This is a genomic window from Leekyejoonella antrihumi (assembly GCF_007845645.1).
Classification (GTDB): Bacteria; Actinomycetota; Actinomycetes; order Actinomycetales; family Dermatophilaceae; genus Leekyejoonella; species Leekyejoonella antrihumi.
The window spans coordinates 168,403-193,150 of sequence record NZ_VCQV01000002.1 but is presented as its reverse complement, the minus strand read 5'-3'; the positions used below and the strand labels follow the sequence as shown (position 1 = coordinate 193,150).

The 24,748-nt window shown below is 67.9% G+C and carries 19 protein-coding genes and 1 tRNA gene; 7 read left to right on the top strand and 13 right to left on the bottom strand.

Features of this window, described 5'->3' with window-relative positions; translation table 11 throughout:
* Nucleotides 1-10: 10 nt before the first annotated feature.
* Both FGL98_RS02235 and FGL98_RS02230 read right to left on the bottom strand, forming a co-directional pair.
* Nucleotides 11-769 (bottom strand): VWA domain-containing protein, encoded by a 759-nt coding sequence (locus FGL98_RS02235; RefSeq protein ID WP_146315028.1) that lies wholly within the window; start codon nt 767-769, stop codon nt 11-13.
* Nucleotides 770-975: 206 nt separating this feature from the next.
* A complete protein-coding gene (locus FGL98_RS02230) occupies nt 976-1,200 on the bottom strand; it encodes a hypothetical protein (RefSeq protein WP_146315027.1) in 225 nt (74 codons plus the stop codon).
* A gap of 197 nt (nt 1,201-1,397) precedes the next feature.
* Here FGL98_RS02230 and FGL98_RS02225 point away from each other — a divergent pair, with 197 nt between their 5' ends.
* Nucleotides 1,398-2,681, top strand: coding sequence for an AI-2E family transporter (locus FGL98_RS02225; RefSeq protein ID WP_246136329.1), 1,284 nt, complete (start codon nt 1,398-1,400; stop codon nt 2,679-2,681).
* A gap of 31 nt (nt 2,682-2,712) precedes the next feature.
* On the opposite strand, the gene FGL98_RS02220 is transcribed toward FGL98_RS02225, so the two are convergent.
* From FGL98_RS02220 to FGL98_RS02195, 6 genes are all read right to left on the bottom strand, one after another.
* Nucleotides 2,713-4,215: an aldehyde dehydrogenase family protein gene (locus FGL98_RS02220; RefSeq protein WP_146315026.1), complete on the bottom strand. Its 1,503-nt coding sequence runs from the start codon at nt 4,213-4,215 to the stop codon at nt 2,713-2,715.
* Nucleotides 4,212-5,858, bottom strand: a complete 1,647-nt coding sequence (locus FGL98_RS02215) for a GMC family oxidoreductase (protein WP_146315025.1) — start codon at nt 5,856-5,858, stop codon at nt 4,212-4,214. The genes FGL98_RS02220 and FGL98_RS02215 overlap by 4 nt, the downstream gene beginning before the upstream one ends.
* 92 nt (nt 5,859-5,950) lie before the next feature.
* A complete protein-coding gene (locus tag FGL98_RS02210; protein ID WP_146315024.1) occupies nt 5,951-7,105 on the bottom strand; it encodes an acyl-CoA dehydrogenase family protein in 1,155 nt (384 codons plus the stop codon).
* A 2-nt stretch (nt 7,106-7,107) separates the two neighbouring features.
* Nucleotides 7,108-8,001 carry a CoA transferase gene (locus FGL98_RS02205; RefSeq protein ID WP_146315023.1) on the bottom strand — a complete coding sequence of 298 codons (894 nt, stop codon included), beginning with the start codon at nt 7,999-8,001 and terminating at the stop codon, nt 7,108-7,110.
* The gene (locus FGL98_RS02200) at nt 7,988-10,174 is read right to left on the bottom strand and encodes a 3-hydroxyacyl-CoA dehydrogenase NAD-binding domain-containing protein (RefSeq protein WP_146315022.1); all 2,187 of its coding nucleotides are present in this window, start codon (nt 10,172-10,174) and stop codon (nt 7,988-7,990) included. The genes FGL98_RS02205 and FGL98_RS02200 overlap by 14 nt, the downstream gene beginning before the upstream one ends.
* Nucleotides 10,175-10,200: 26 nt before the next feature.
* Nucleotides 10,201-11,421, bottom strand: coding sequence for an acetyl-CoA C-acetyltransferase (locus FGL98_RS02195; protein WP_146315021.1), 1,221 nt, complete (start codon nt 11,419-11,421; stop codon nt 10,201-10,203).
* Nucleotides 11,422-11,628: 207 nt separating this feature from the next.
* On the opposite strand from FGL98_RS02195, the gene FGL98_RS02190 reads away from it, so the two are divergent.
* Nucleotides 11,629-13,479 (top strand): AMP-dependent synthetase/ligase, encoded by a 1,851-nt coding sequence (locus tag FGL98_RS02190; protein ID WP_146315020.1) that lies wholly within the window; start codon nt 11,629-11,631, stop codon nt 13,477-13,479.
* Between the two features lie 71 nt (nt 13,480-13,550).
* Here FGL98_RS02190 and FGL98_RS02185 read toward each other — a convergent pair whose 3' ends face one another.
* Nucleotides 13,551-14,648 (bottom strand): alpha/beta hydrolase, encoded by a 1,098-nt coding sequence (locus FGL98_RS02185; RefSeq protein WP_222431972.1) that lies wholly within the window; start codon nt 14,646-14,648, stop codon nt 13,551-13,553.
* Here FGL98_RS02185 and FGL98_RS02180 point away from each other — a divergent pair.
* The 4 genes from FGL98_RS02180 (at nt 14,647) to dprE2 (ending at nt 18,309) form a co-directional block, all read left to right on the top strand.
* A complete protein-coding gene (locus FGL98_RS02180; protein ID WP_222431971.1) occupies nt 14,647-15,387 on the top strand; it encodes a MerR family transcriptional regulator in 741 nt (246 codons plus the stop codon). The genes FGL98_RS02185 and FGL98_RS02180 overlap by 2 nt on opposite strands.
* A gap of 162 nt (nt 15,388-15,549) precedes the next feature.
* Nucleotides 15,550-15,622: transfer RNA gene (locus FGL98_RS02175), tRNA-Arg, on the top strand.
* A gap of 552 nt (nt 15,623-16,174) precedes the next feature.
* The gene (gene dprE1 / locus FGL98_RS02170) at nt 16,175-17,551 is read left to right on the top strand and encodes a decaprenylphosphoryl-beta-D-ribose oxidase (RefSeq protein WP_146315017.1); all 1,377 of its coding nucleotides are present in this window, start codon (nt 16,175-16,177) and stop codon (nt 17,549-17,551) included.
* Nucleotides 17,548-18,309 (top strand): decaprenylphospho-beta-D-erythro-pentofuranosid-2-ulose 2-reductase, encoded by a 762-nt coding sequence (gene dprE2 / locus FGL98_RS02165; protein WP_146315016.1) that lies wholly within the window; start codon nt 17,548-17,550, stop codon nt 18,307-18,309. Before dprE1 ends, dprE2 begins: the two co-directional genes overlap by 4 nt.
* Before the next feature lie 45 nt (nt 18,310-18,354).
* Here dprE2 and FGL98_RS02160 read toward each other — a convergent pair whose 3' ends face one another.
* From FGL98_RS02160 to FGL98_RS02145, 4 genes are all read right to left on the bottom strand, one after another.
* The gene (locus tag FGL98_RS02160) at nt 18,355-19,275 is read right to left on the bottom strand and encodes a decaprenyl-phosphate phosphoribosyltransferase (protein ID WP_186525930.1); all 921 of its coding nucleotides are present in this window, start codon (nt 19,273-19,275) and stop codon (nt 18,355-18,357) included.
* Nucleotides 19,247-20,473: a phosphodiester glycosidase family protein gene (locus FGL98_RS02155; protein ID WP_186525929.1), complete on the bottom strand. Its 1,227-nt coding sequence runs from the start codon at nt 20,471-20,473 to the stop codon at nt 19,247-19,249. Before FGL98_RS02155 ends, FGL98_RS02160 begins: the two co-directional genes overlap by 29 nt.
* A 210-nt stretch (nt 20,474-20,683) precedes the next feature.
* Nucleotides 20,684-22,783, bottom strand: a complete 2,100-nt coding sequence (locus FGL98_RS02150) for a transglycosylase domain-containing protein (protein WP_146315013.1) — start codon at nt 22,781-22,783, stop codon at nt 20,684-20,686.
* 5 nt (nt 22,784-22,788) lie between these two features.
* Complete coding sequence (locus FGL98_RS02145; protein WP_146315012.1) at nt 22,789-23,793, bottom strand: hypothetical protein; 1,005 nt, start codon at nt 23,791-23,793, stop codon at nt 22,789-22,791.
* A 262-nt stretch (nt 23,794-24,055) separates the two neighbouring features.
* Here FGL98_RS02145 and FGL98_RS02140 point away from each other — a divergent pair, with 262 nt between their 5' ends.
* Nucleotides 24,056-24,733 carry a response regulator transcription factor gene (locus tag FGL98_RS02140; RefSeq protein ID WP_146315011.1) on the top strand — a complete coding sequence of 226 codons (678 nt, stop codon included), beginning with the start codon at nt 24,056-24,058 and terminating at the stop codon, nt 24,731-24,733.
* The last annotated feature ends 15 nt before the right edge of the window (nt 24,734-24,748 follow it).

Here is a 24,748-nt window from a genome sequence, read left to right as displayed (position 1 = left end):
GGCCGGGCCATCAGTTGCGATGCAGGAAGGCGTCGATGAACACGGAGGTGATCTGATCCGCACTTCTCGGCCGGTAGGACAGGCCATTCGTGGTCGTCGCGATCTGCTGCAGCGCGGCCGGGTCGGTGCCGTCGCCGATCGAGATGGTGACGATCTTGACCGGTTTCTGCGGGTTGTACGCGGTCTTCAGCCTGGTCAGCAGCTGGCTGAGATCCAGGCCGCCGTTCGGGTCCTCGTTCTTGCCGTCGGTGAGCACCACGACAGAGTCGACGAACGCGGGGTCGTAGGTCCTGCTCACCTCGGCGTAGGCGGCCCACACCGAGTCGTAGAGGGCGGTGTCGCCGTTTCGGGCGACCAGCTTGGGCATCTCGCCCACCGCGCCCACCAGGGCCTGCCGGAACGTGTTGGACCGGCCGGGCGGGCCGACCGGGTGGATGCCCTTCGACAGCGGCTTCCAGTCCTTGCCGGGTCCGCGCAGGTTGGTCGAGAAGGCCCACGCCCCGATCTCGGTGCTGCGCGGCATGGTGCTGAGCGCACCCAGCTCGAGGCCCCGCAACACGTCGATGCGGCTGGTGCCGGGCCTGTTCGGGTCCATCTGGTCGCTCATGGACCCCGAGACATCGACGAGGACCAGCATCCTGGCGTCCTTGGCCAGGTTGTGCCAGGTCCAGAGGGTCGCCACGGACGCCTTGCCGTCCGGTGTCCGCGCCAGGGCGACCGCCGTGCGCAGCGGACTGCCCGGCCGGCTCAGCGGCGGCCGGTGTGCCACCGGTGGGCACCCGGAATCCCGCCCGGTGCAGGGTGGCCTGGCCCGAGGTGGAGGTCAGGGCATATTGCAGCGCGTTCATCGCGCCGGCCGGCGCCGTCGACCCCTTGACGGGAGTGACCCACTGATACTGCAGCTGCGGCGTCGCCGGAGCGGGCTGCAGCGCGCTCAGCGGCGTCTTGGGGTGGGCCGCGTTGAAGCTCACCAGCTCATGCTCGGACACCGGGAAGAGCCGGGCGGAGTCGGGCGAGTCGGTGGCCTTCGCCTCGAGGGTCTGCAGGCGGCTTGTCGCACTCGCCGGCGGTGCTCGGGCCGCCGCCGGTCAAGGCCTTGGCACCGGCCACGCCCGCCACGATCAGGACGCAGACGGCACCGGCCGCCACGGCATACCGCCGATTTGTGCGCAACGACGCGGTCTCGGTGTGTCTGCCCATAGTGGCCGGTAGGTTACCGGCCAGTTCGCCCCCGGGGCCAACCGTTCGAAGAACCTGCACAACTTAACCGGCCTGTCGGTGCCTGAGAGGCCACGCAACCTGATTGGCTGAGCCTGCGGACGTATGCCGTCAGCACCGCTCGCAACGCCCGTCGACGCGGTGTCACCGGCACCAAGAGATCCTAGGAGGGACACCCGATGACCTGGTTCTGGCAGCGCACGCCGACGCAGGAGTCCACGCCGCCCGCCGGCCCGAAGGCGCGCAAGGACCACGGCCAGGGCCCGCCCTCCGTGCCGCATCCGGCGAACCTGGCCATGGACCGGAGCAAGGTCATCAGCCACGGGTTGCGCTGGACCGCCAGCTGGTCGTTGCGCACGATCGTCATCCTGGCCGCCCTGTGGGGGGTCCTGCAGGTGCTGACCTTCTTCTGGTCGGCGCTGCTGCCGGTCGCGCTCGCCCTCGTCGTGTCAACCGTCCTGTGGCCGCTGGCGCGCTGGCTGCGCTCGAAGGGTTTCCCACCCGCGCTCGCCGCGGTTGCCTCGATGGTCGGCGTCTTCCTCGTCATCGGCGGTCTCATCGCGGCGATCGCGCCGTCGGTCAGCTCCCAGTGGAGCAACCTGACCGACAAGGCCATCTCCGGCGTCGACCAGGTGCAGACCTGGCTGCAGGGGCCGCCGTTCCACGTCAGCCATCACCAGATCAACAGCTTCGGCCAGACGATCACGGACAAGATCCAGCAGAGCGGCAACCAGATCGCGTCCGGCGTCTTCTCCGGCGTCTCGGTCGCGGGTCACGTGCTGATCGACCTGATCGTCACGCTCGTTCTCACGTTCTTCTTCATCAAGGACGGCCCCCGGTTCCTGCCGTGGCTGCGGCTGATCACCGGCCGGCACGCCGGGGCGCACCTGACCGAGGCGCTCTCGCGTGCCTACGCCACTCTGGGCGGATTCATTCGCACCCAGGCCATCGTGAGCGCCGTCGACTCGACCTGCATCTTCATCGGGCTGGTCGTCCTGGGGGTGCCGCTCGCCGCGCCGCTGGCGATCATCACGTTCTTCGGCGGGTTCATCCCGATCGTGGGAGCGTTCGTCGCCGGTGTCCTCGCGGTGCTGGTCGCCCTCGTCACCAAGTCGGTGACCACCGCGATCATCGTGCTGATCATCATCGTGCTCGTGCAGCAACTGGAGGGGCACATCCTCTCGCCGCTGCTGCAGAGCCGTTCGATGAGCTTGCACCCCGCGCTCGTGCTGCTGTCGATTGCCCTTGGTGGTGACGAGTTCGGCATCATGGGAGCGTTCTTCGCGGTGCCGGTGGTCGCGATAGTCGCCGTGCTGCTGCGCTATCTCGGCGAGCAGATCGACCTGCGCACCGGCGACCTGCAGCTGGTCGAGGTGGAGTCGATGACGCCGGAGGGGCAGTATGCCGCCGCGTCGAGTGTGCGACGCGGGCTCGAGATGCGGGCGCACGACCGGAGCGACTGACACGGCTGCCACTCCCCGGTTGGGTGCGGGCTCAGCGGCGGCGGCGCCCTGCCTTGGCCGGCAGGAGGTTCTTGCCGCCGTGCAGCACCATGATCAGCTGGGCGAAGGCGGTGTCGGCCTTCTCCGTGCGAGCGAAGGTCGTCAGGGCCAGTGCCGGAGAGAAACGTTGCCGCGCAACGGCCTTGGCATAGGTGAACTCCCGCAGACCGTCGGCGCCATGAATGCGTCCGAACCCCGAGTCCCCGACGCCGCCCATCGGCAGTGCCGGAATCGCGGCAAAGGTGATGATGCCGTTGATCGCGGTGCTGCCGCAGCGTAGCCGGTGCGCCAGCTCAGGTCCCCGCGCCGCGGAGAAGACGGTGGAGCCCAGCCCGTAACGCCCGGCGTTGGCCGCCTCGACGGCCTCGTCCATCGACGACACCCTCGTCACGGTCACTGTCGGCCCGAAGGTCTCCTCAGTGACCGCTGTCGAGTCCTCAGGCACGTCAACGAGGATCGTCGGGGCCACGAAGCGCTCCCCCACGGCCTCCGCGCCGCCGAGGACCGCGCGTCCGCCCCGGCGGAGGGCGTCGTTCACATGATCGCGAATGACGTCGATCTGCTTGGGCAGCGTCATCGGGCCGTATTGCGCGTCCTGTCGGTCGCCGTGCCGGATCTCGCGAGCGATGGCGGTCAGCCTGGCCAGAAAGTCGTCGTAGACCCGCTCGTGCACATAGATCCGCTCGACGCCGAGGCAGGTCTGGCCGGCATTCGAGAAGGCGCCCCAGGCGGCGGCCTCGGCGGCGGCGTCCAGGTCGGCGTCCTCATCGACGAGCAGCGCGTCCTTGCCGCCGGCCTCGATGATGACCGGGGTCAGGGTCTCGGCGCAGGTCGCCATCACCTTCTTGCCCGTTGCCGTCGACCCGGTGAAGGCGAGCTTGTCGACGCCGGCCCGGCACAGGGCCGCTCCGACGTCACCACCGCCGAAGAGCACCTGCACCAGGTGACGGCCGGGCAGGACCTGCTCCATCGTGTCGGCGAGCCACCGTCCGGTGGCGGGAGTCAGCTCGCTCGGCTTGAAGACCACCGTGTTGCCGGCCGCGAGGGCGTAGCCGATCGAGCCCATCGGGGTGAAGACCGGATAGTTCCAGGGGCCGATGACGCCGATCACCCCGAGCGGTCGACGCTCGAGGCTCGCCGCCTGGTTGATCATGAGCGCCCCGCTGAACACCTGTTTGCGGCCGAGCACCTTCTCCGCATGCCGGGTGGCCCAGGCCAGGTGCTCGATCGCCAGACCGATCTCCAGCTGCGCATCCGCAATCGGCTTGCCGGTCTCGTCATGGACGATCCGGGCAAGCTCGGGCACACGGCGAGCGAGCAGCCCGCGCCAGCGATCGAGGACCTCCTTGCGCCCGGCGAAACCCAGCCCTTCCCACCAGTCGACCTCCTCCCGGGCACGCGCCACGGCCTCGGCGACGCGCGATGCGTCGTCGACCGGCGGGCTGGCCACCACGTCGCCGGTGGTCGGGTTGATGGACTGCAAGGTAGTGCTCATCGAGATGCTCCTGCCGTGGCCGCCGTGCGGGTCGTCGGTCGCGCCAGTGCGATCTGCGGAAGCGGCGCGCGCCCACGGATCAGGTCGGCGGCACGTTCGGCGATCATGATGGTGGGTGCGTTGGTGTTGCCGCGCGGGACCTCCGGCATGACGGAGGCGTCGACCACCCGCAGACCGTCGATGCCGTGCACTTTCAGCTGCGCGTCGACGACCGCGTCGGGCCCGGTGCCCATCGCGCAGGTGCCGACCGGGTGGTAGAGCGTCTGCGTCGTGGCTCGAATGTGCGTTTCGAGGTCCTGGTCACTGACCCGCCTCCCGTCGTCCGCGCTCGGCATGAAGGCCGGCCCCAGCATGCGTGCCAGCGGCCCGGACGTGGCGATGTCGAAGGTCTGCCGCACGCCGAGCGTGATGGCATCGAGGTCCTCACCCCGGTCGTAGTAGGCCGGGTCGATCTCCGGGTGCCACCGCGGGTCCGTCGAGCGCAGGCGGATCTGGCCGCGGCTGGCGACGTTGATCAACGTGGTGCCGACGGTGACCAGGCGCTGGTTGGACTCGCGCTCGGCATTGTCCCAGTAGCCGGTCGGGGCGATGACGGACTGCAGATCCGGAGCCGGCAGATCCTCGCGGCTGCGCCAGAATCCGCCTGCCTCGGCGAGATTCGAGACCAGCGGTCCCCTGCCGAGGAACTTGGCTCGTGCAAGGTTCGCCGGAGTGTTGAGATCGAGGAGGTCGGTCGTGCCCGTCGTCTTCCAGATCAGCGGGACCAGCGGATGATCCTGCAGGTTCTGGCCCACGCCGGCAAGGTCGGCGACGACGTCGACCCCCGTCTCGCGCAGGTGCGCGCCGGGGCCGATGCCCGAGAGCATCAGCAGCTGGGGCGAGTTGATGGCTCCGCCGCACAGCAGCACCTCGGCCTCGGCGTATGCCGTGTGGTCCTCGCCCTGGTGACGATAGGCGACACCGACGGCGCGACCGCCTGCCATGACGATTCTGGTCGCCAGCGCATCGGTGATCACCGTCAGGTTCGCACGCCCACGCGCCGGCTGCAGATACGCCTTCTCGGTCGAGCAGCGGCGCCCCTTGTGGCAGGTGACCTGATACTGCCCGGCACCTTCCTGCTCCGCGCCGTTGAAGTCATCGGTGCGTCGCATCCCGGACTCGACCGCCGACTCGACCCATGCATGCGACAGCGGATGAGTCGTGCGTCGGTCCTCGACGCGCAGCGGACCCTGCGTGCCGTGGTAGGGACCGCTCAGACGCGAATTGTGCTCCGCCTTGATGAAATACGGGAGGACATCCTCATACGCCCAACCCTGCGCACCGTAGGTGTCACGCCACCCGTCGAAGTCGACGGGGTTCGCCCGGATGTAGATCATCGCGTTCATCGAGGAGCACCCGCCGAGTGCCTTCATCCGCGGCCATGAGCCTCGGCGTCCGGCCAGCTGCTTCTGCTCGGTGATCTGGTAGTTCCAGTCCCATTTGCTGCGCCAGGTGGTGTAGAACGCTGCCGGGATATTGACCTCGTCGACATCCGAGGAGGGTCCGGCCTCCAACAGGGTCACGGTGGTGGCCGGGTCCTCGGTGAGGCGTGCGGCCAGCACCGCACCCCCGCTTCCGCCGCCGATGATGACGTAGTGCGACATGTGTCCTCCGGGAGGTGACGCACCGTGGTCCACGGCGCGATGGTCGGTCCTGGGCAAAGCGCGATACTGGGCAGCGGAGATCTCGCCCGTGACTACAGGGTGCGGGCGATGAGCTCCTTCATGATCTCGTTGGTGCCTCCGTAGATCTTCTGCACGCGTGCGGCGGCGTACGCCCTGGCGATGGGGTATTCGAGCATGTACCCGTACCCGCCGAAGACCTGCAGGCAACGGTCGATGACCTCGCACTGCTTCTCCGTGGCATACCACTTCGCCATGGACGCAGTCGACGCGTCGAGCTCGCCCAGAAGGTGCTGCTGGATGCAGTGATCGACGAGTGTGCGCACCGCGCGGGCTTCGGTCGCACACTCGGCGAGCACGAAGCGGGTGTTCTGGAACTTCATCAGCTCCCGGCCGAATGCCTGACGCTCCTTGGCGTATGCGACGGTCTGCTCGACCGCGACCTCCATGCCCTTGGCCGCGGCGACCGCAATGATGAGCCGCTCCTGCGGCAACTGCTCCATCAGCTGGATGAACGCCTGACCCTCTTCGCCGCCGAGCACATTGTCCTTCGGGACGCGCATGTCCGCGAAGAACAGCTCCCGGGTGTCCTGGCCGGGCATCCCGATCTTCTTCAGGACCCGTCCGCGCTCGAAACCGTCGAGACCGTCGGTCTCGGCCACGACGAGCGACAGGCCCTTGCCGCCCTCGTCCCCGGTGCGGGTGACGATGATGATCAGGTTCGCGTGACTTCCATTGGTGATGAACGTCTTTGAACCGTTGATGACGTAGTGGTCGCCGTCGAGGCGGCCGGACGTGCGCAGATTCTGCAGATCAGATCCGGCGCCGGGCTCGGTCATGGCGATGGCTCCCACGAGTTCGCCGGTGGCCAGCTTCGGCAGCCACCGCTGCTTCTGCTCCTCCGTCCCGTACCTGTAGATGTACGGCGCGACGATCGTGCTGTGCACGCTGTAGCCGAAGGCGTCGTCCCCTGCTGCGGCCTGCTCCTCCATGACGACGGCTTCGTGGGCGAAGGTTCCGCCACCGCCGCCGTATTCCTCGGGAATCGCCATGCACAGCAGGCCTGCCTGCCCCGCAGCGTTCCAGAACTCACGGTCGACCTGATGCTGCTCCGCCCAGCGGTCGTGGTTGGGGACCGACTCCTTCTCGAAGAACGTGCGAGCGAGATCGCGCACATCGTCGAGCTCTTCGGTCATCCACGGTGAGCGGTAGGTGCTGGTCAGTTGCATTGTCAGTCCTCGTCATTCTGCGTCGTGGAGTCTGCGGCCGGGGCCTGCGGACCGCGCACTGCGGCGATCGGCAGGCCGTGCTCGCGACCCCAGGTCTCCCATTCGTCGGCCGTGCGCCTGCTGAACGCCGCCTCGAGGTCCTCCCGGCTCCCCTCGACTCCAAGCTGCTCGGTCAGGTTCTTCCAGAAGTGGCTCTCGATTGCGGCGAGAGCGATGAATCCCGCTGCCGTCGGGTAGATCCCGTAGGCGGGAAGGCCGCCGCCGAGGAATCCACCCGACGCGGTCATGCCGTGGACCCTGGGCTGTGCCATCGACTCGGCGACGTCGCTCAGCGCGACCTCGCGATGCGCGCCCTCACCGGTGCTAGCGCGCTGCAGCAGCGTCGCGAGCCCGTCGGCGACCGCCCGCTCGGCGCCGGCCAGGTCGGCAATGAGCACGGCAGGCATCTGCGGTGGCTGCAAGGTGCCGACACTCGCCTGATAGGTCAGATCGTGTCCCGCGACCTCGGCCTGCTCGCCCGGATGACCGACGATCGACACGGCGCACAGCTGCGGAGCCCGCGCGTGCAGCGTCGGCCAGTCGAGTCCGAGTCGGGCGAGCGCCGAGGGCCGGCTGGACGTGACGAGCAGGTCGGTCTGGCTCAGCAGAGTCCAGAGCTTCTCCCGCTCGGCACCGTCCTTGAGGTCCAGGGTCACGACGTCCTGCCCGTCGACCAGTTGCGCATAGTAGGCAGCGGCGCCGAAGGCAAGCGGGTCGCCGTTCGGCGGCTCGATCTTGGTGACGTGGGCGCCGAGGGCACACAGCCTGGCTGCGGCCGCCGGACCAGGCAGGTTGATCGCCAGGCTGACGACCCGAACGTCAGCCAGGGGAAGGTCGCTCACCCTAGAAGCTCTCATCCGAAGCTGCTTTCGCGACGAGCCAGTCGCTGGGCTCGAAGCGGGGACCGTAGGCCTTCGCCAGTTCGCGGGCCCGTGCCACGAATCCGGACAGGCCGCCCGCGTAGCCCTCCATGAACTGCACGGCGCCGCCGTAGAGCGGCGGGAAGCCGATGCCGAAGATCGACCCGATGTTGGCGGCCGCAGCGGAGTCGATCACACCCTCTTCGAAGCACTTCGCGGTCTCCAGGGCCATGACGAACAGGTAACGGTCCTCGATGTCGCGCAGCGGCATCTCGAGCCCGGCCTTCGTGTAGTGCTCACGCACACCGGGCCACAGCTTCTTGGGACCATCGCTCGGGTAGTCGTAGAACCCCGCTCCCGCGGCGCGACCCTTACGGCCGAACTCGTCCACCATCTGGTCGATCAGGGCGCTGCCCGGCTGGTCGGGCAGCGCCTCGCCGGCTGCCTTCGCCGCCTTCTCTGCCTCGGCACGCACGTGCTGAGGCAGTGTCAGGGACACCTCGTCGAGCATGGTGAGCGGCGCTGCAGGGAAACCGGCCATCGTCGCGGCGCGCTCCACGGTCGCCGGGTCCACGCCCTCGCCGACCAGTGCCACACCCTCCATGATGAGGGTGCCGAAGACACGGCTGGTGAAGAAGCCGCGGCTGTCGTTGACGACGATCGGGATCTTGCCGATCTGCTGCACGAGGTCGATGGCGCGGGCCAGCGCCGCATCGGAGGTCTGCTTGCCACGAATGATCTCGACGAGCTTCATCTTGTCGACCGGCGAGAAGAAGTGCAGACCGATGAAGTCCGCGGGGCGTGAGACGTTCTTGGCGAGCGAGGTGATCGGCAGCGTGGAGGTGTTCGAGCACAGCAGTGCGTCGTCACCGAGCACCTGCTCCGCCTCGGTGAACACCTTCGCCTTCAGGTCGCCGTCCTCGAAAACAGCCTCGATGACCGCGTCGCAGCCACGAAGGTCGGCGGCATCGGCGGTAGGCGTGATGCGAGCCAGGATCTCGTCGCGGCTCTCCTGCGTCATCCGGCCCTTGGCGACCTTCTTGTCCAGCAGCGTGCTGCTGTAGGCCTTGCCCTTGTCGGCGCCCTCGGCAGAGACGTCCTTCAGGACGACGTCGATGCCTCGGGTGGCGCACGCGTAGGCGATCCCGGCACCCATCATTCCGGCCCCGAGCACTCCGACCCGGCCGACCTTCGACGGCTCAATCTCCTTGGGCCGCAACGCACCCGAGTTGATCTTCTGCAGGTCGAAGAAGAACGCCTGGATCATGTTCTTGGCGATCGGGCCGGTGACCAGGCCGGTGAGGTAGCGCGACTCGATCCGGCTGGCGGTGTCGACATCCACCTGCGCGCCCTCGACGGCAGCCGACAGGATCGCGCGGGGGGCCGGGTAGGCGGCACCCTTGAGCTGCTTGCGCAGATTGGCGGGGAAGGCCGGCAGGAACTGGGCCAGCTTGGGGCTGGCCGGCGTGCCACCGGGCATCCGGTAGCCCTTGCGGTCCCAGGGCTGGGTGGCCGCGTCCGCGTCGTCCTTGTGGGCCAGCACCCAGGCTCGCGCTGCCGGCAGCAGCTCGTCCTGGGTCTCGACGACCTCGTCGACCAGGCCCTTCTCCTTCGCCTGGACCGGGCCGCGCTGCTGACCCTGCAGCAGCCAGTCCATCAGTGCCGACTGCAGTCCGAGCATCCGGACGGTGCGGGTGACTCCGCCGCCACCGGGGAGCAGCCCGAGGGTGACCTCGGGGAAGCCGAACTTCGTCTTGGCGCCGTCGACCGCGATGCGGTGGTGCGCGGCCAGAGCAATCTCCATGCCGCCACCGAGCGCGGTGCCGTTCAGGGCGGCAACCACGGGTTTGCCGATCTGCTCGAGTCGACGCAGCTGCGACTTGATCTTCTCGATCTCCTCGAAGAACGCCTTGGCGTCGTCGGGCTGCACGGCCTGCAGCTTGCTCAGGTTGCCCCCGGCGAAGAAGGTCTTCTTGGCGCTCGCGAGCACGACACCGGTGAGCTCCTCGCGCTCGGCCTCGAGGCGGTCGATCGCGGCGCCCATCCCGGCTGCATACCGCTCATTCATGGTGTTGGCGCTGGCCTGCGGGTCGTCCAGGGTCAGCGTCACGATGCCGTCGGCATCCCGGTCGTAGCGGACAGCGGTCTGCTGGTCAGTTGTCTGAGTCATTGAATTTCCTTGAAGTCGTTGGGTGTTCAGACGCGCTCGACGATGGTGGCGATACCCATCCCGCCGCCGACGCAGAGGGTGGCCAGGCCGCGGCGCAGGTCTCGACGCTCGAGCTCGTCGACCAGGGTGCCGAGGATCATCGCGCCGGTTGCGCCCAGCGGGTGGCCCATCGCGATCGCGCCGCCGTTGACGTTGACCCGGTCGTGGGAGATGTCGAGGTCGCGCATGAACCTCATGGGCACGGCGGCGAAGGCCTCGTTGATCTCGAGGAGGTCGATGTCGGACGCCTTGAGGCCGGCCTTGGCGAGTGCCTTGAGCGCAGCCGGCTTCGGGCCTGTCAGCATGATGGTCGGGTCGGCCCCACTAACCGCCACCGCGAGCACCCTGGCTCGGGGTCGCAGACCGAGGTCCCGGCCTACCTGCTCGGTGCCGATCAGCATGAGCGCTGCGCCGTCCACAATGCCGGAGGAGTTGCCGGCGTGGTGGACGTGCTCGATCTGGTCGACCCAGTGGTACTTCTCCAACGCGACCGCGTCGAAGCCACCCATCTCACCCATGTCCTTGAACGACGGCTTCAGGCCGGCAAGTGACTCCGCCGACGTGCCCGGGCGGATGGTTTCGTCGTGGTCCAGGACGGTCAGACCGTTGCGGTCGACAACCGGGACGATGGAGCCCTTGAAGTAGCCGGCCTCCTGCGCATGCGCGGCGCGCGCATGCGACTGTGCCGCGAACTCGTCGACGTCGGTGCGGCTGAAACCCTCGATCGTGGCGAGCAGGTCGGCGCCGATGCCCTGCGGGATGAAGTCGGTGGCGATCGCCGTTGCGGGATCCGCCGCCCACGCTCCACCGTCGGAGCCCATGGGCACCCGCGACATCGACTCGACGCCGCCGGCGATGATCAGGTCTTCGAAACCGGACCGGACACGGGAGGCGGCCTGATTGACCGCCTCGAGGCCGGAGGCGCAAAAACGGTTGAGCTGCACCCCGGCGACGGTCTCGGGCAGGCCGGCCGCGAGGGCGGCCGTCTTGGCGATGTCCTGGCCCTGGTCCCCTACCGGACCGACCACGCCGAGCACGATGTCGTCGATGCGCGCCGGGTCGAGCTCCGGGTTGCGCTTGCGCAGCTCATCGATCAGCCCGACCACCAGATCGATGGGCTTGATCTCGTGCAGTGAGCCGGTCTTCTTGCCGCGACCTCGCGGCGTGCGGATGGCGTCGTAGACGAGCGCCTGGGGAATCTCAGCCATGTTCAAAGCTCCTGGGTTTGCGTCGGTGCTCCGCAGCCGGGGCATCCGACGGCGTGCGTCGGCTACCCCACAGTAACACTTACAGTGACACTGTCAATGGCGCTAGGGTGACCGCACACCGCGGACGACGATCACGCTGGTCCATAACAGCAATGATGGCCGCGAGTGGTCGTGTCCAGACCCCGACCTGACAAGGAATCTCGCCAGATGAGCACAACCACCGGGCAGCACCCCGTCGAGCACATCCGAGCGGAGGTCATCGATCAACGACAGCGGACCGTCAGCGAGCTGTTCCGGTGGCGCACCCGGCAGACGCCCGACCGACCGGCGTTTCGCTACCTCGTCGGGTCGGCCTGGGAGTCGGTCACCTGGTCGCAGACGAAGGAGCAGGTCTACGCCCTTGCCGCGGGCTTGATCGACCTGGGTCTCGAGCTCGAGGATCGAGTGGCCATTGCCTCCAGCACGCGGTATGAGTGGGCCGTTGCCGATCTGGCGATCATGTGCGCGGGTGCGGCGACCACCACGGTCTATCCGACGTCGATCGCCCAGGACGTGACGTTCATTGTGCGCGACTCCGGCTGCCGGGTGGTCTTCGCCGAGGACGACGCCCAGATCGCCAAGCTGCGCGAGCACCGCGACGAGCTGCCGGAGGTGGCCCAGGTGGTGACCTTCGAGGGCACCGCGGATGGCGACTGGGTGATCTCGCTGAACGACCTGCGAGCGCGCGGGCTGCGCCGGCTCGCGCGGGAGGCGAACCTGGTCGACGATCGCATCGACGGCACGACCGAGGAGCACCTCGCCACCCTCATCTACACGTCCGGCACCACCGGCCGGCCCAAGGGCGTGCGCCTGCCGCACAGGTCATGGACCTATGAGGCGGCGGCCTGCGCCGCCATGGGCATCCTGCGCCCGGACGACCTGCAGTTCCTCTGGCTGCCGATGGCCCACGCCTTCGGCAAGATCCTGCTGCTCGTTCCGTTGCAGGTGGGCTTCGAGACCGCCATCGACGGGCGGGTCGACAAGATCATCGACAACCTGCCGGTCATCCGGCCCACCTTCATGGGTGCCGCTCCGCGCATCTTCGAGAAGGCCTACGGCGGGATCGCCACGATGATGGCGGACGAGGGCGGCGCGAAGGCCAAGCTGTTCGACTGGGCCAGTGGCGTGGGCGGTCGCTGGGTCGACGCGCAGGAGGCGGGCAGGCGGCCGGGGCCGGGACTGAAGGCCCAGCACCTCCTCGCCGACCGGCTGGTCATGGCCAAGGTCCGTCAGCGGTTCGGCGGCCGGGTCCGGTTCTTCCTGTCCGGATCCGCGATGCTCAACACCGACGTCGCCCGCTGGTTCGCGGCGACCGGGATGTTCATCGCCGAGGGCTACGGGATGACCGAGTCGGGTGCCGCGAGCACGGTGACTCGCATTGATCGGTTCCGGATCGGCAAGGTCGGGTGGCCGCTGTCCGGCACCGAGGTGCGGATCGCCGACGACGGCGAGGTGCTGATCCACGGGCCCGGTGTCATGTCGGGCTACCACAACAATCCCGAGGCCACCGCCGAGGCGCTGGACGAGGACGGCTGGCTGCACACCGGTGACATCGGCGAGATCGACGACGACGGCTTCCTGCGCATCACCGACCGCAAGAAGGAGCTGTTCAAGACATCCAACGGCAAATATGTCGCACCGTCGCTGATCGAGGCGAAGTTCAAGGGGATCTGCCCCTACGTCAGCAACTTCCTCGTGCATGGCCCGAACCGCAACTTCGTCTCGGCCCTGGTGACCCTGGACGCCGACGCGATCACCGGCTGGGCGGCGAAGCAGGGTCTGGCCCATGGGTCGTATGCCGAGATCGTCACCTCGCCGCAGGCACGTGAGCTCGTGCAGTCCTACGTCGACACCTTGAACGACGGCCTGAACCGGTGGGAACAGATCAAGCGGTTCACCATCTTGGGTCGAGACCTGACCGTCGAGCACGGCGAACTCACCCCGAGCCTGAAGCTGCGACGCAAGGTCGTCGGTGAGACCTTCGGCGCCGAGTTGGACGCGCACTACGCCGATTCCTGATCGCGAAACCCTGAAGGAGCGGGTGCCGGCAGTCGCCGACACCCGCTCCTTCTGCTTCCTGGGTGGACGGATCAGAGGTCGGGCATGCCGAACCCTGTGCACGTCGGCTTGAAGCTGCTCGAGCCGTTGTTCAGGAAGTTCATCGTGAGCTGCAGTGTCGGGTCGTCGAGGGTCAGCCCGATGTGACCGGTTTGGTCGGCCGGGCAGTAGTTCTGGATGGTGACGTTGGTCGCAGGCGCCGGCAAAGCCCCATTCGTGTAGGGCGTCAGCAGTTCGTCCTGCGTGGTCAGGATCGACAGGTACTTCGGTCCAGTGGGCAGCGGAACGGCGTCCAGCCCCTTGAGGTAGGCGCTGCCGACCAGTTGGTCCCGCACACCCGGCATATCGAGCGTGCCGAACGCGAGACCAGGGAAGCCTGCGACACCCATGGCGCTGGCGAGCGAGGTGAACCCGTCAACGGTCGTCCCATTGCTGCTCTGGGACCAGCCGACGTAGTGCGCGACCTGGGTGTTGCCGCCGTAGCGCTTGATGTAGTCGATTGGCAGCAGTCCGCCCTGTGACCACCCGACGAGGTCGACTTTGGCCGCGCCCGTCGAGGCCCGCACCTTCGTCACGAAGTTCGCGAGCTGCTGGACCGATGTCGGCACGGGGGCCAGTCCGGAGGCTCGGCCCAGGGACAGGGCGTCGAAGCCGTAGTTGAGGGAGTACACGCAGTAGCCGGCGTTCTTCAGCGCCGGCGCGGTCTTGACGAAGGTCGAGCCCATGTTGTCCAGCGTCCCCGGCACCAGGATGACCGGGTTCGGGTGGATCGCGGTGGGCTTGCAGGACCAGTCGTTGCCCCCGGCGAGGGCGTTCGGGGCGGCCACGTAGTTGACGAGCGCGTTGGCCAGATTGCCTTCGGGCAGGGTGGCGGCGTGCGCCGGCGCGGCCGCAGTGGCCAACATGCCACCCGCTGCCATCGCGGCGACTGCCGCCGTGCGGACGGTGGCTTTGCGAGACATCTTGCGCTTCAAGGGAACCTCCGTGGGTTCGTTGCTCTCGAGGTGATGCGTGCACATCCCGGACCGGGTTCCGAGGTGACGCGGATCACCATAGAGTGACAGCAACAGTGTCACTGTTGCAATAGTCGTCTCATTTTTAGCCGCGACCTGTGCGACGATGTCGCTCATGTCGCAGACTCCGATGCCCGAGCTCACACTCAACGAGCTCGTCGCACGGTCCGGCCTCGCAGTCCGGACAATTCGGTTCTACACGGGCCGCGGAATGCTGCCCGCACCGATCCGGCGCGGCCGGTCGGCCTACTACACCGCCGACCATCTCGCACGTCTCGAACTGGTGCGTGAGCTGCAGGCCCACGGATTCACCCTCGCCGCCATCGAGAGCTATCTGGCCCGGATCCCCCAGGACGCCAGCCCCGAGACCATCGCGCTGCATCGCACCCTGCTGGCCCCGTGGATGCCCGACCTTCCGGAGATCCTGGCTCTTCCTCAGCTGGAGGAGCGCGCCGGACGCTCGCTGAGCCAGGACGACCTCGACACGCTGCAGGCCCTCGGCATCGTGCAGCCCGAAGGCGATCGCTACCACGTCGCCGTCGCCCACCTGTCCGTCGCGGTGTCCATCCTCGACCTCGGGCTGCCGAAGTCGGCCGCTGTCGCGGCGCAGGCCATCTTCACCGCCCACGGTCGGGCCATCGCGGACGAGCTGACGGAAGTGTTCCGCACACTCGTGTGGCCCGTATACAAACAGGCGGATGTGCCCGCCGATCAGCTGCGCGAGACGGTCGAACGCTTCAAGCCCCTGACGATCGCCGCGCTGGTCACGGCCTACGAGACCGCGGTCAACGAGACCAAACGCGAGGCCGCTGCCCGGCGCACGTCCGACGACGCGGACGGGATCACCACCGCCTGAGTGGCCGACCGGGATGCCAGGGTGCCCGCCGCGCTCGGGTACGGTATATCTCGCGTCCGCGCTCGCACGCCACCACCTTCGTGGCCCGGTGAGTGCTGATGCACGCAGACCGGGAAAGCACCACTCGGGAGCCTCAGGTCTCCGGGGCGCCAACCAGTCTCCGCCCTCGTAGCTCAGGGGATAGAGCACCGCTCTCCTAAAGCGGGTGTCGGCAGTTCGAATCTGCCCGAGGGCACACACAAAACCGCAGGTCAGCGGCTTGCGCGGGACCATCGACGTAGTGGCCGGAGCAAAGCCCCTCGGTTTGCCGACTCGGACACGGGACCAGCCCTGTGGAAGCTCACACGCTGTCGAAGCCATGCGCCACGGTGGGCTGAGCGATTCGCACGAGCAGCAGCCGTCGCCATGCCGTGCCGAGAGTCCACTGCACAGCGTCGGTGCGGTATTCGAAAATCGGTCAGCGCCGACCACACCTCGGTACGTGACTCGGACCCGCCAGCGGCCGCTGGCGTGGTGGCCAATCACGCCGACTCCTTCGGGTCCGGTGGCCAGACGACCAGATGATCGCCATCTAGAAGCAGCGTCTACCGGTCTTCACTGCGGGCGCGAACCGGACGGCTCGGGTCACGGTGTGCACGGCAGTGTTCTGGCTGCCGGTGATTGCCAACCCCACGGCTGCCTTGAGCTCGCGCCAACTGCGGGCGAAGGGATGCGCGCGGGCGATGCTCGGAGAGCGAATGGTGTGGCGTGGGCGAGCAGTGCGAGCTGCGTCGTTTACAGTGTCGGTATGACTTCGGCCCGTGCCGGTGACCCGGCTCGGGCCGGTGTACGCAGGAGCCTGACGGGCTGGGGCCGTACGGCCGCGTCGGTGGCCGACGTGTTCACCGTCGACGATGATGAGCAGGTCGCAATGCTTGTCGGCAGCGCGGGTCGGCGAGGGGTACTTGCCCGAGGGTTGGGCCGCAGCTATGGGGACGCCGCCCAGAACGCGGGGGGCCTGGTGCTCGATATGACCGCTCGGCGGGCGATTCTGCAGGTCGACGAGGCGACCGGGGTCGTGGAGGTAGAGGCCGGCGTCAGCATGGACCAGCTGATCCGTGAGCTGTTGCCGCTGGGGTGGTTCGTCCCGGTGAGCCCGGGCACCCGGCAGGTCACCGTCGGCGGCGCGATCGCCGCGGACGTGCATGGTAAGAACCATCATCGGGATGGGAGCTTCGGGGCTCATGTGCAGGAGTTGACGCTGGTCACCGGAGATGGCCGGGTGCGTCGCGTCGTCGCGGGCGAGCCGCTGTTCTGGGCCACCGTCGGTGGCATGGGTCTGACCGGGGTGATCTTGCGTGCCCGGATCCGGATGAAGTGCGTGCGCACGTCCACCCTGCTGGTCGACACGCGGCGGTGCGCCAACCTGGACGACGTGCTCGCTCAAATGGAAGACGATGACCGGTATGACTACTCGGTCGCGTGGGTGGACTGCCTGGCCCGTGGTGCAGCCCTCGGACGGTCGGTGCTGACTCGCGGCCGGTTCGCGACGGTCGATGAATTGCCCGCTCCCCGCCGGGATCACCCGTTGACCTTCACGTCCCGCACTCGGCTGGCGGCGCCGCCCGGGTGGCCGAATGGGCTGTTGAACCGGTACAGCGTCGGCGCGTTCAACGAGGCGTGGTTCCGAAAGGCGCCCAGGGCACGGATGGGGCAACCGCAGTCGGTTGGCGCATTCTTCCATCCGCTGGACGGTGTCGCCGGGTGGAACCGGATCTATGGCAGCAGCGGGTTCCTGCAGTACCAGGTGCTGGTGCCGCTGGACTCGCCCGACGCCATCCGTCAGGTGGTGGCGTCGTTCAGTAGCAATGGGCTCGCCTCGTTCCTGTCCGTCCTGAAGCGGATGGGGTCGGGCAACCCGGGGTACCTGTCATTTCCGCGGCCGGGATGGACGCTGACCCTTGACATCCCCGCGGGCGACCCCGCGACAGGCATGCTGCTGGACCGGCTCGATGAGAAGATACTCGAGGTCGGGGGGCGGTCCTACTTCGCGAAGGACTCCCGGATGACTGCCCGCAGCGCTCACGCCATGTATCCGCGACTTTCCGAGTGGCGCGAGGTCCGGGACCGGTTCGACCCCAACGGTGTGTTCACCTCCGACCTCGCACGAAGGGTGCAACTGTGAAGGATGCGATGCAGAACGTTCAACGTGTGGTCGTGATCGGTGGGACCTCGGCGATCGCGTTGGCAACCGTGCGCGAGTGGATGAGCCAACGCCCGGGCCTGCAGGTGGTGCTAGCCGCGCGACCCACGCCGGCTCGTGCGGACGTCGCGAACGAGCTGCGCGGCGAGGGCGCCGTCGTCAGCGAGCACGACCTTGAGCTGACGGACCCCACCCTTGCCCGAGCGCAGATCGAGACGGTTTTTGCAGGAGGCCCGGACATCGATGTGGTGCTCGTGGCCGCCGGAGTGCTGGGTGATCAGGAAGCGGCGTGGACAGACGTCGATGCGGCGCTGCGAATGACCGACATCAACTACCGCGGCGCGGTGCTGGTCGGGGTGCTGGCCGGCCGGCGGTTGCGCGAGCAGGGCCACGGCGCGATGGTCCTGCTCTCGTCGGTTGCCGGGGAACGGGTCCGGCGCTCAAACTTTGCGTATGGTGCGAGCAAGGCCGGCGCGGACGGGTTCTACCTCGGGCTGGGCGAGGCACTGCGCGGTGACGGGGTGCACGTCCTGGTGGTGCGGCCGGGGTTCGTGCGATCCCCCATGACCGAGGGGCTGCCGTCGCCGCCGCTGTCCCAGGATCCGTCGCAGGTTGCCCGGGCCGTGATCGACGGGCTGGCCCACGGGCGGCGCATCGCGTGGAGCCCGCCCGCGATGCGCTGGGTGATGGCCGGGTTGCGTCACCTGCCCTATCCGCTGTTCCGGCGACTGCCCGTCTGAACCAGCCCTTATCCCGTGCCGCGAGGGGAGTTCGCGACGCTTTCCCTATACGTAGACCGCGGCAACCAGCAGCACCAGCCAGACCACTGCCGTACCCAGCAGCATCCGGTCCCCCAGCACGATCTCCTCGGGTTCCCCTGCCCCTCCGGCGTCCACGATCACCGCATACCGCAGCAACACCACGACGAACGGCAGAATCGACACGACGCTCCAGGTGGCGCTGTCGGTGCCGGCGGCCACGGTGAACGACCACAGCGCGTAGGTGACCAGCAGGGCTGCCGCGGCGAGCGTCCACACGAACCGCAGGTAGCTGGCGCTGTACTGGCGTAGCACCGGGCGCCCCGCGGACAGGCCCCGCTGCACCAGGACCAGTTCGGCATACCTCTTGCCCGCAATGACGAACAACGCACCGAGGCCCACGGTCAGCACGAACCACCGAGACACCGGCACCTGCGCCGCGATCCCGCCGCCGATCGCGCGCAGCAGGAACCCGATGACGACGAACACCAGATCCAGGACGGTCTCGTGCTTGAGCCGCGCGCAGTACAGCATGGAGCTGGCCAGGTAGAGCACCACGATGCCCGCCAGGGCCCAACCGCCGAGGGCGGCGACGCCCACGGCAAGGACCGCCAGGATGGGCACCGTGTTCCGCGCGACCGGCACGGGCAACCGGCCGCTGGCCAGCGGCCGGTTGCGCTTGATCGGGTGAGCGCGGTCCAGCGACAGGTCCAGCAGGTCGTTGACCAGGTACACGGCAGATGAGGCCAGAGTGAACGCGACCAGTGCGATCAGGAGCCGTAGCAGGACGGCTGGGTGGGTGATGACTCCGGCGGCCATCGGGGCGATGAGAACCAGCAGGTTCTTGGTCCACTGCCGAGGTCGCGAGCACGACAGCAGCGCGCGGGCGGCCGAGCGGCGGGAGCCAGGGCGCTGCCGCTTAGCGCGCAAAGACGCCGACGAAGTCACGGGAGGAGGGTTGTAGGTAGCGCACCAGGCTCGGCATCGTGTCGGTGCCGAGCCGGTGCGGCACGGCACCACCGGATGTGGTGTGGGTGTAGGTCAGGTAGTTGGTCCACTCGGGGTTGATGTCCAGCTCCATCGCGTTGATCGCGCCAGCGCGCTGCAAGATGGTCGCCAGCGTCTGCACGTTCAACGCGGGGCCAACGACGAACACGATGGACCCGTCGGCCCGGACCCCGATCCCGGTACGCCAGACGAAGTCCTTGTTGCCGACGGTCACACCCCAGGTCTTGGTGTTGGCGCTGGAGACCAGCGGGGAGATCTTCCCGCCCTGTATGAGCAGGCTGAGGTTCTGCCGTACTGCCACGACCTGGTGGCCCGGCGGACCACCCGGCCACGCCTTGACGGACAGGTGCCCGTCCTTGGACAAGACCATCGATGCGGCACCGCTGCGTAGCCGTTTGATGGTCCGGCCGTTTTGCCAGTAACCACCGTGAGAGTCGCCCATCTGGAATCCCGAGTTGAACGTCGCCAGTACGGACTTCGCGTCCGCTCCCAGCAGTTGATCTGGTGCGGTCATCGGCGGGCCGGGCACCTGGTACCCGGGAAACAGCTTGAACCGCAGCAGGCTCGGGTCCATCCAGACCACATCCACCAGGTAGGAGGTGTGGGTCGTGTCCGGTCGTAGGAACGCGACGCGTGCCGCGGTGTGCTTGCCGACTCCGAATAGGGCCTGCCACTGCCCCTCGCGCGCCAGTCGGGACGGTGCCAGCGGTCGGATCGGGGCCGGTGGCGCGGCCAGACGTGGGCCACGCTGTGTTGTTGACCCCGTCGAGGACCCACCGGCGGGGTCGACCGGGTGGACCGTGGGGACACCACCGACCACGCTGCCGCCTGTTGCCGGCTTGTTCATGGCGTACTGCTTCTGCTCCAGCGTCGTGACAGCCCACCCCAGGTGGTGCGTGCGACCCCATTCCGCCAACCGTGCCGCCGTCGAGTCCGTTCCCGGCGCTGTCAACGCCCCGCCGATCGAGAAACCCAGCCACGTCAGCCCCACCAACAGCAGCACCGCGATCCCCGTGCGAATCCGGCGGCCACGCCGCGACAGACGAAGCCTGCCGCGCCGCCCCGGGCGATGACGAGGCGGCCGACCGCCGGACTCGGTGCGCGCGTTCGCACCGGCCCGGCCCGTCTTGACTTTCACGGCCGCCATCCACACGGCGCGGCAGTGGACAGTGCGAGCCGGCGCGTCAGGCACAGAATCCGATGACGATGCGTATCCACGTACGTGAGGCTAGCGCCGTCGTCCTGTGCCGCGGCTGAGTAATTCTGAGCTCGCTCTCAGGGCTGTCCGTGGTAAGTGAAGCGGCTGCGGACCCCGTAGGGGGCGTGTACAGGGGCCGCCAGGTTGGGGTCAGGGATTGGGGAACTGCTCGACTGGTTTGCCGTGTAGGGCGGTGTCCATGATCGACTTCCACAGCGGCGCCGCAAGACTGCCTCCGTAGATGTACCCGTGGTAGTAGGTGCCGCCCAGACTGAGGTTCTTCAAGGGACGAGCGTCGTTCGCCCGACCGACCCAGATCGCGGTCGTCAGCTGCGGGGTGTAGCCCACGAACCAGGTCTGGGTCGCCCCGGTGACGGTGCCCGTCTTGCCGGCGGCAGGTCTGCCGCCGGCAAGCTTGCCCGACGGCCCGGCGGTGCTGCCCTTGTCGAAGACATTGCGCAGGATCTTCGTCGTCTCGGCGGCGACCTTCGCCGACACCACCTGCTTGCAGCCGGTGCCGGACAGCTTGAGCTTCTTGCCGCCGGAGTCCGTGATGCTTACAACCGGATGAGGCGCGCAGTATTTGCCGCCGGCCGCGATCGTGGCGTACGCGTTGGCCAGGGTGATCGGCGCGACGGCGTTGGTGCCGAGCACCATGCCGGACGGTGTCTTGTTCAGCGGCTGTCCGTTGCCGAGCGTCATGCCGAAATCAATCATCGTCCGACGCACCTTGCAGGTGCCCAGCGTGCCGACCAGCTTCGCGAACGCCGTGTTGACCGACTGCCCGAGCGCGCGGTTGATGGGCATAGGACCGGCCGGCACCGGTGCGTCGTTGTGCACCTTCCACGTCTCGGCCCGGCCCAGACCGCACACGTCGTGGAAGAGTTTGTGGGTGTAGACGTGGAACTGCCCGGCGGCATCCGTGCCGCTGGCCGGTGGGACATCGATGGTGAAGTTTCCCGGCCTACCCTCCTTGAGCGCAGTCACCACGGCGAACATCTTCGCGGTAGAGCCGAAGTCGAACCCCTGACCACCGTTGTACCGCGTGCCGGTGACGTAGTTGATCGACTGCTTACCGGGAGAAGCAGCGTTGCTGTAGGACGTGTTCTGCGCCGTGGCCAGCACCAGCCCGGTACCTGGCTGAATCATCACCCCCGCGGACTGCACGCCGGCGCCGTTGGCCGGTGGAACCTTCGCGTCGATCTTCCGACGCATCATGTCGGCCCGCTTCGGCTGGAAGCCGGTCTTGATCGTCAACCCACCTGACCGCAAGGTCGCATCACGCGCGGCCACGGTCTTGCCCAAGACTGGTTGCTGCAGCAACCAGGCATACACGTAGTAGCAGAAGTACGGGTACTTCGAGGCCCCGCAACCACTGCTGACCCGCGTGACATGTAGGTGCAGCCCGGTCGCCTTCGCGCTCTTCAGCTGCGCGGTGGTGATCATGCCCTGCCCATGCATCCGGGCCAGCACGATGTTGCGGCGCGCGACCGACGCCTTCGGATGCGTGCGCGGATCGTAGGCACTCGGCGCGTTCACCACACCGGCCAGCAGCGCCGCTTGGGGCAGGTCCAGCTGGGAGGCGTGCACACCGAAGTAGTGCCGGGCCGCAGCCTCGATGCCGTACTGCTGGTCGCCGTAGTAGACCAGGTTCAAGTACCCGTCGAGGATCTGATCCTTGCTGTAGTGCTGCTCAATGGTCACCGCATACTTCAGTTGCTGCAGCTTGCGCAGATATCCCTGCATCCCGCTGCGGCTGACCGCCCGCTGCGCGAGGGCCGTGTTGCCCGAGTTCAACGCCTGGTCCTCGATCGCCACCTTCACGTACTGCTGGACCAGCGTCGACGCGCCCTGCGTACGGGTCGTGAACACGTTCGTCGCGATCGCACGCGCCAAACCACGCGGGTCGACCGCACCATGCTGGAAGAACCGCTTGTCCTCGATCGCGACCTGCGCGTGCTGCATCACCTTCGACACCCGCGACAGCGGTACGACGATCCGGTCCTTGTTGAACGGTGTGGCGATCACCGACCCATCCGCCGCGAGGATCCGCGACTGCTGAGCCAACGGGTTCATCGCAAAGGAACTGGGCATCTCGTTGAAGAGGTCGATACTCGAGTTCGTCGCAGAGCCGGCCGCGCCCACCGCAGGCAACGCAAGCCCGGCAACCAGCAACCCCATAGCCATCGACGTCGCCACAAGCACGCCGAGCAGAGTGAAGACCGCCCTCACCCGCCGCGTGCGCTGCATGCCCGTCAATTTAGAAACGCCTCCTGTGTGACTCGTTCAGGTTTGTAGCTGTCGTCCGGCCGTGGGGGTGCGACTGATTGTGGTGTAGGCCGGTGGCTGCTGGTGCACTTGGCCCTGCGGGCGAAGGTCAGCAGCACGCTGCGGTCGTGACACAGGTTGGGCTCGTTGACGACCACGGTGAGCGTCGGCCCGGACACGTCGATGCCTTCGATCTCCCCGGTGCCGGGGCAGCGGGAGTACTGAGGCACGGTGCCCAGTGCGTGGGGGACCCCGAGGTCGCCGTGTCCGTCCAGCGGATGAGCCAGGTCGATCCGCAACAGCTGGCGGGCCATCGGGAACAGGTCGGTTCTCGAGTCGTTGGTGGCACAAAACAGGACTGTGGGCGCCGAGAACGAGCAGCCCTGCACGTTGCGTACCGGGCGGGTCAGGGCGATCGTGGCCGCCAGGGGCAGGTTCTTGAGATGGTCTCGCGTTGAGGGGTTGAGACCAGGCGTCGGATAGACCAGCAGGCGGCCGACCTCGCCCCACTCGCCGCCGACGAACCAGCGCCCCGATGGGGCGATCGCGGCGAAGGAGTTGTTGAGCATCTCGCCGGCAACGTCCTGGTGGATCCATTGGGTGCGGCGCCCGGTCGGGGTGGTGAGCACGAAAAGCTTGGCGTGCATACCCGGGCGGCCCTGGTATGCGTCCAGCAGGTACCCGCGTCGGGAACCCGGATCGCCCACATGCCACCACCCGTGGGCGGACAGCGCAGACGTCACGTCGCCTTGCCCGCGGGTGACCAGGCGCGAAGGGCCGCCGGGCCGACTGACCCGGGCGACGCCCTGGTTGGCTGTCACCGCGGGGACCTCACGCCAGCTCACCGGATGCCACGGCCCCAGCGTCGGGCCGATGGGGCCACCGTGGGCCGGCGCGCCACCCAGCAGCAACATGACCAGCACGACCGCAGACACCACGAAGAGTCGCCCCAGTCGACGGGCCGCCCGGGTGACCCGGCCGACCAGGTTCACCAGGCCACCTGCCGGGGAGCCGGCCACCCGCGCGGTGCAGACCGGAGCCGGCGGCAGTCGCTGCCCTGTCCGACATACATGGTGTGCCTCCCCGCGTCCGATGGTGTGCGACCTGACCTGGCTACTCCCGCGAGGTTGGCTCAGGGATCCTGTATTTCGACTGAGTGGACCTGAGGTGCTTCTCAGGTCCACTCAGGGTGTGCACAGGTCCACCTCGTGAGGCTGGGTGCGGAATCGACCGAAACAGGGAAGGATCTCTGGGATGCGGGTGCTACTGGTGGAGGATGAGCACCGCCTCGCACAGGCGGTGGCTCGTGGCCTGTCCGCCGATGGGTTCACGGTCGATATCGAGGGCGATGGGACCAACGGGCTGTGGCGCGCTACCGAGCAGCTGTATGACGTGGTCGTGCTGGACATCATGCTGCCGGGGTTGTCCGGATACGAGGTGCTCAAGCGGATGCGTGCCGGTCAGGTGTGGACCCCGGTGCTGATGCTGACGGCCAAGGACGGGGAGTACGACCAGGCCGATGCGTTGGACCTGGGCGCCGATGACTACCTGACCAAGCCGTTCTCGTATGTGGTGCTGCTGGCGCACCTGCGCGCCCTGGTGCGCCGTGGGGCTCCGGCCCGGCCGGTGGTGCTGTCCGCCGGAGACCTGATCTTGGACCCGGCGACCCGGCGATGCCATCGCGGGCAGGACGAGATCGCGCTGACGGCACGGGAGTTCGCGCTGCTGGAGTGCCTGCTGCGGCGGCGCGAGGAGGTCCTGTCGAAACGTGAGATTTTGGCCAATGTGTGGGATGAGTTCTATGAGGGAGACCCGAACATCGTCGAGGTCTATGTTGGCTACCTGCGGAAGAAGATCGATGTCCCGTACGCCCGCAAGAGCATCGAGACCGTCCGGGGCGCCGGGTACCGCCTGCGTGGCGACGGGGGCTGAGCAAGGAAACGTGCC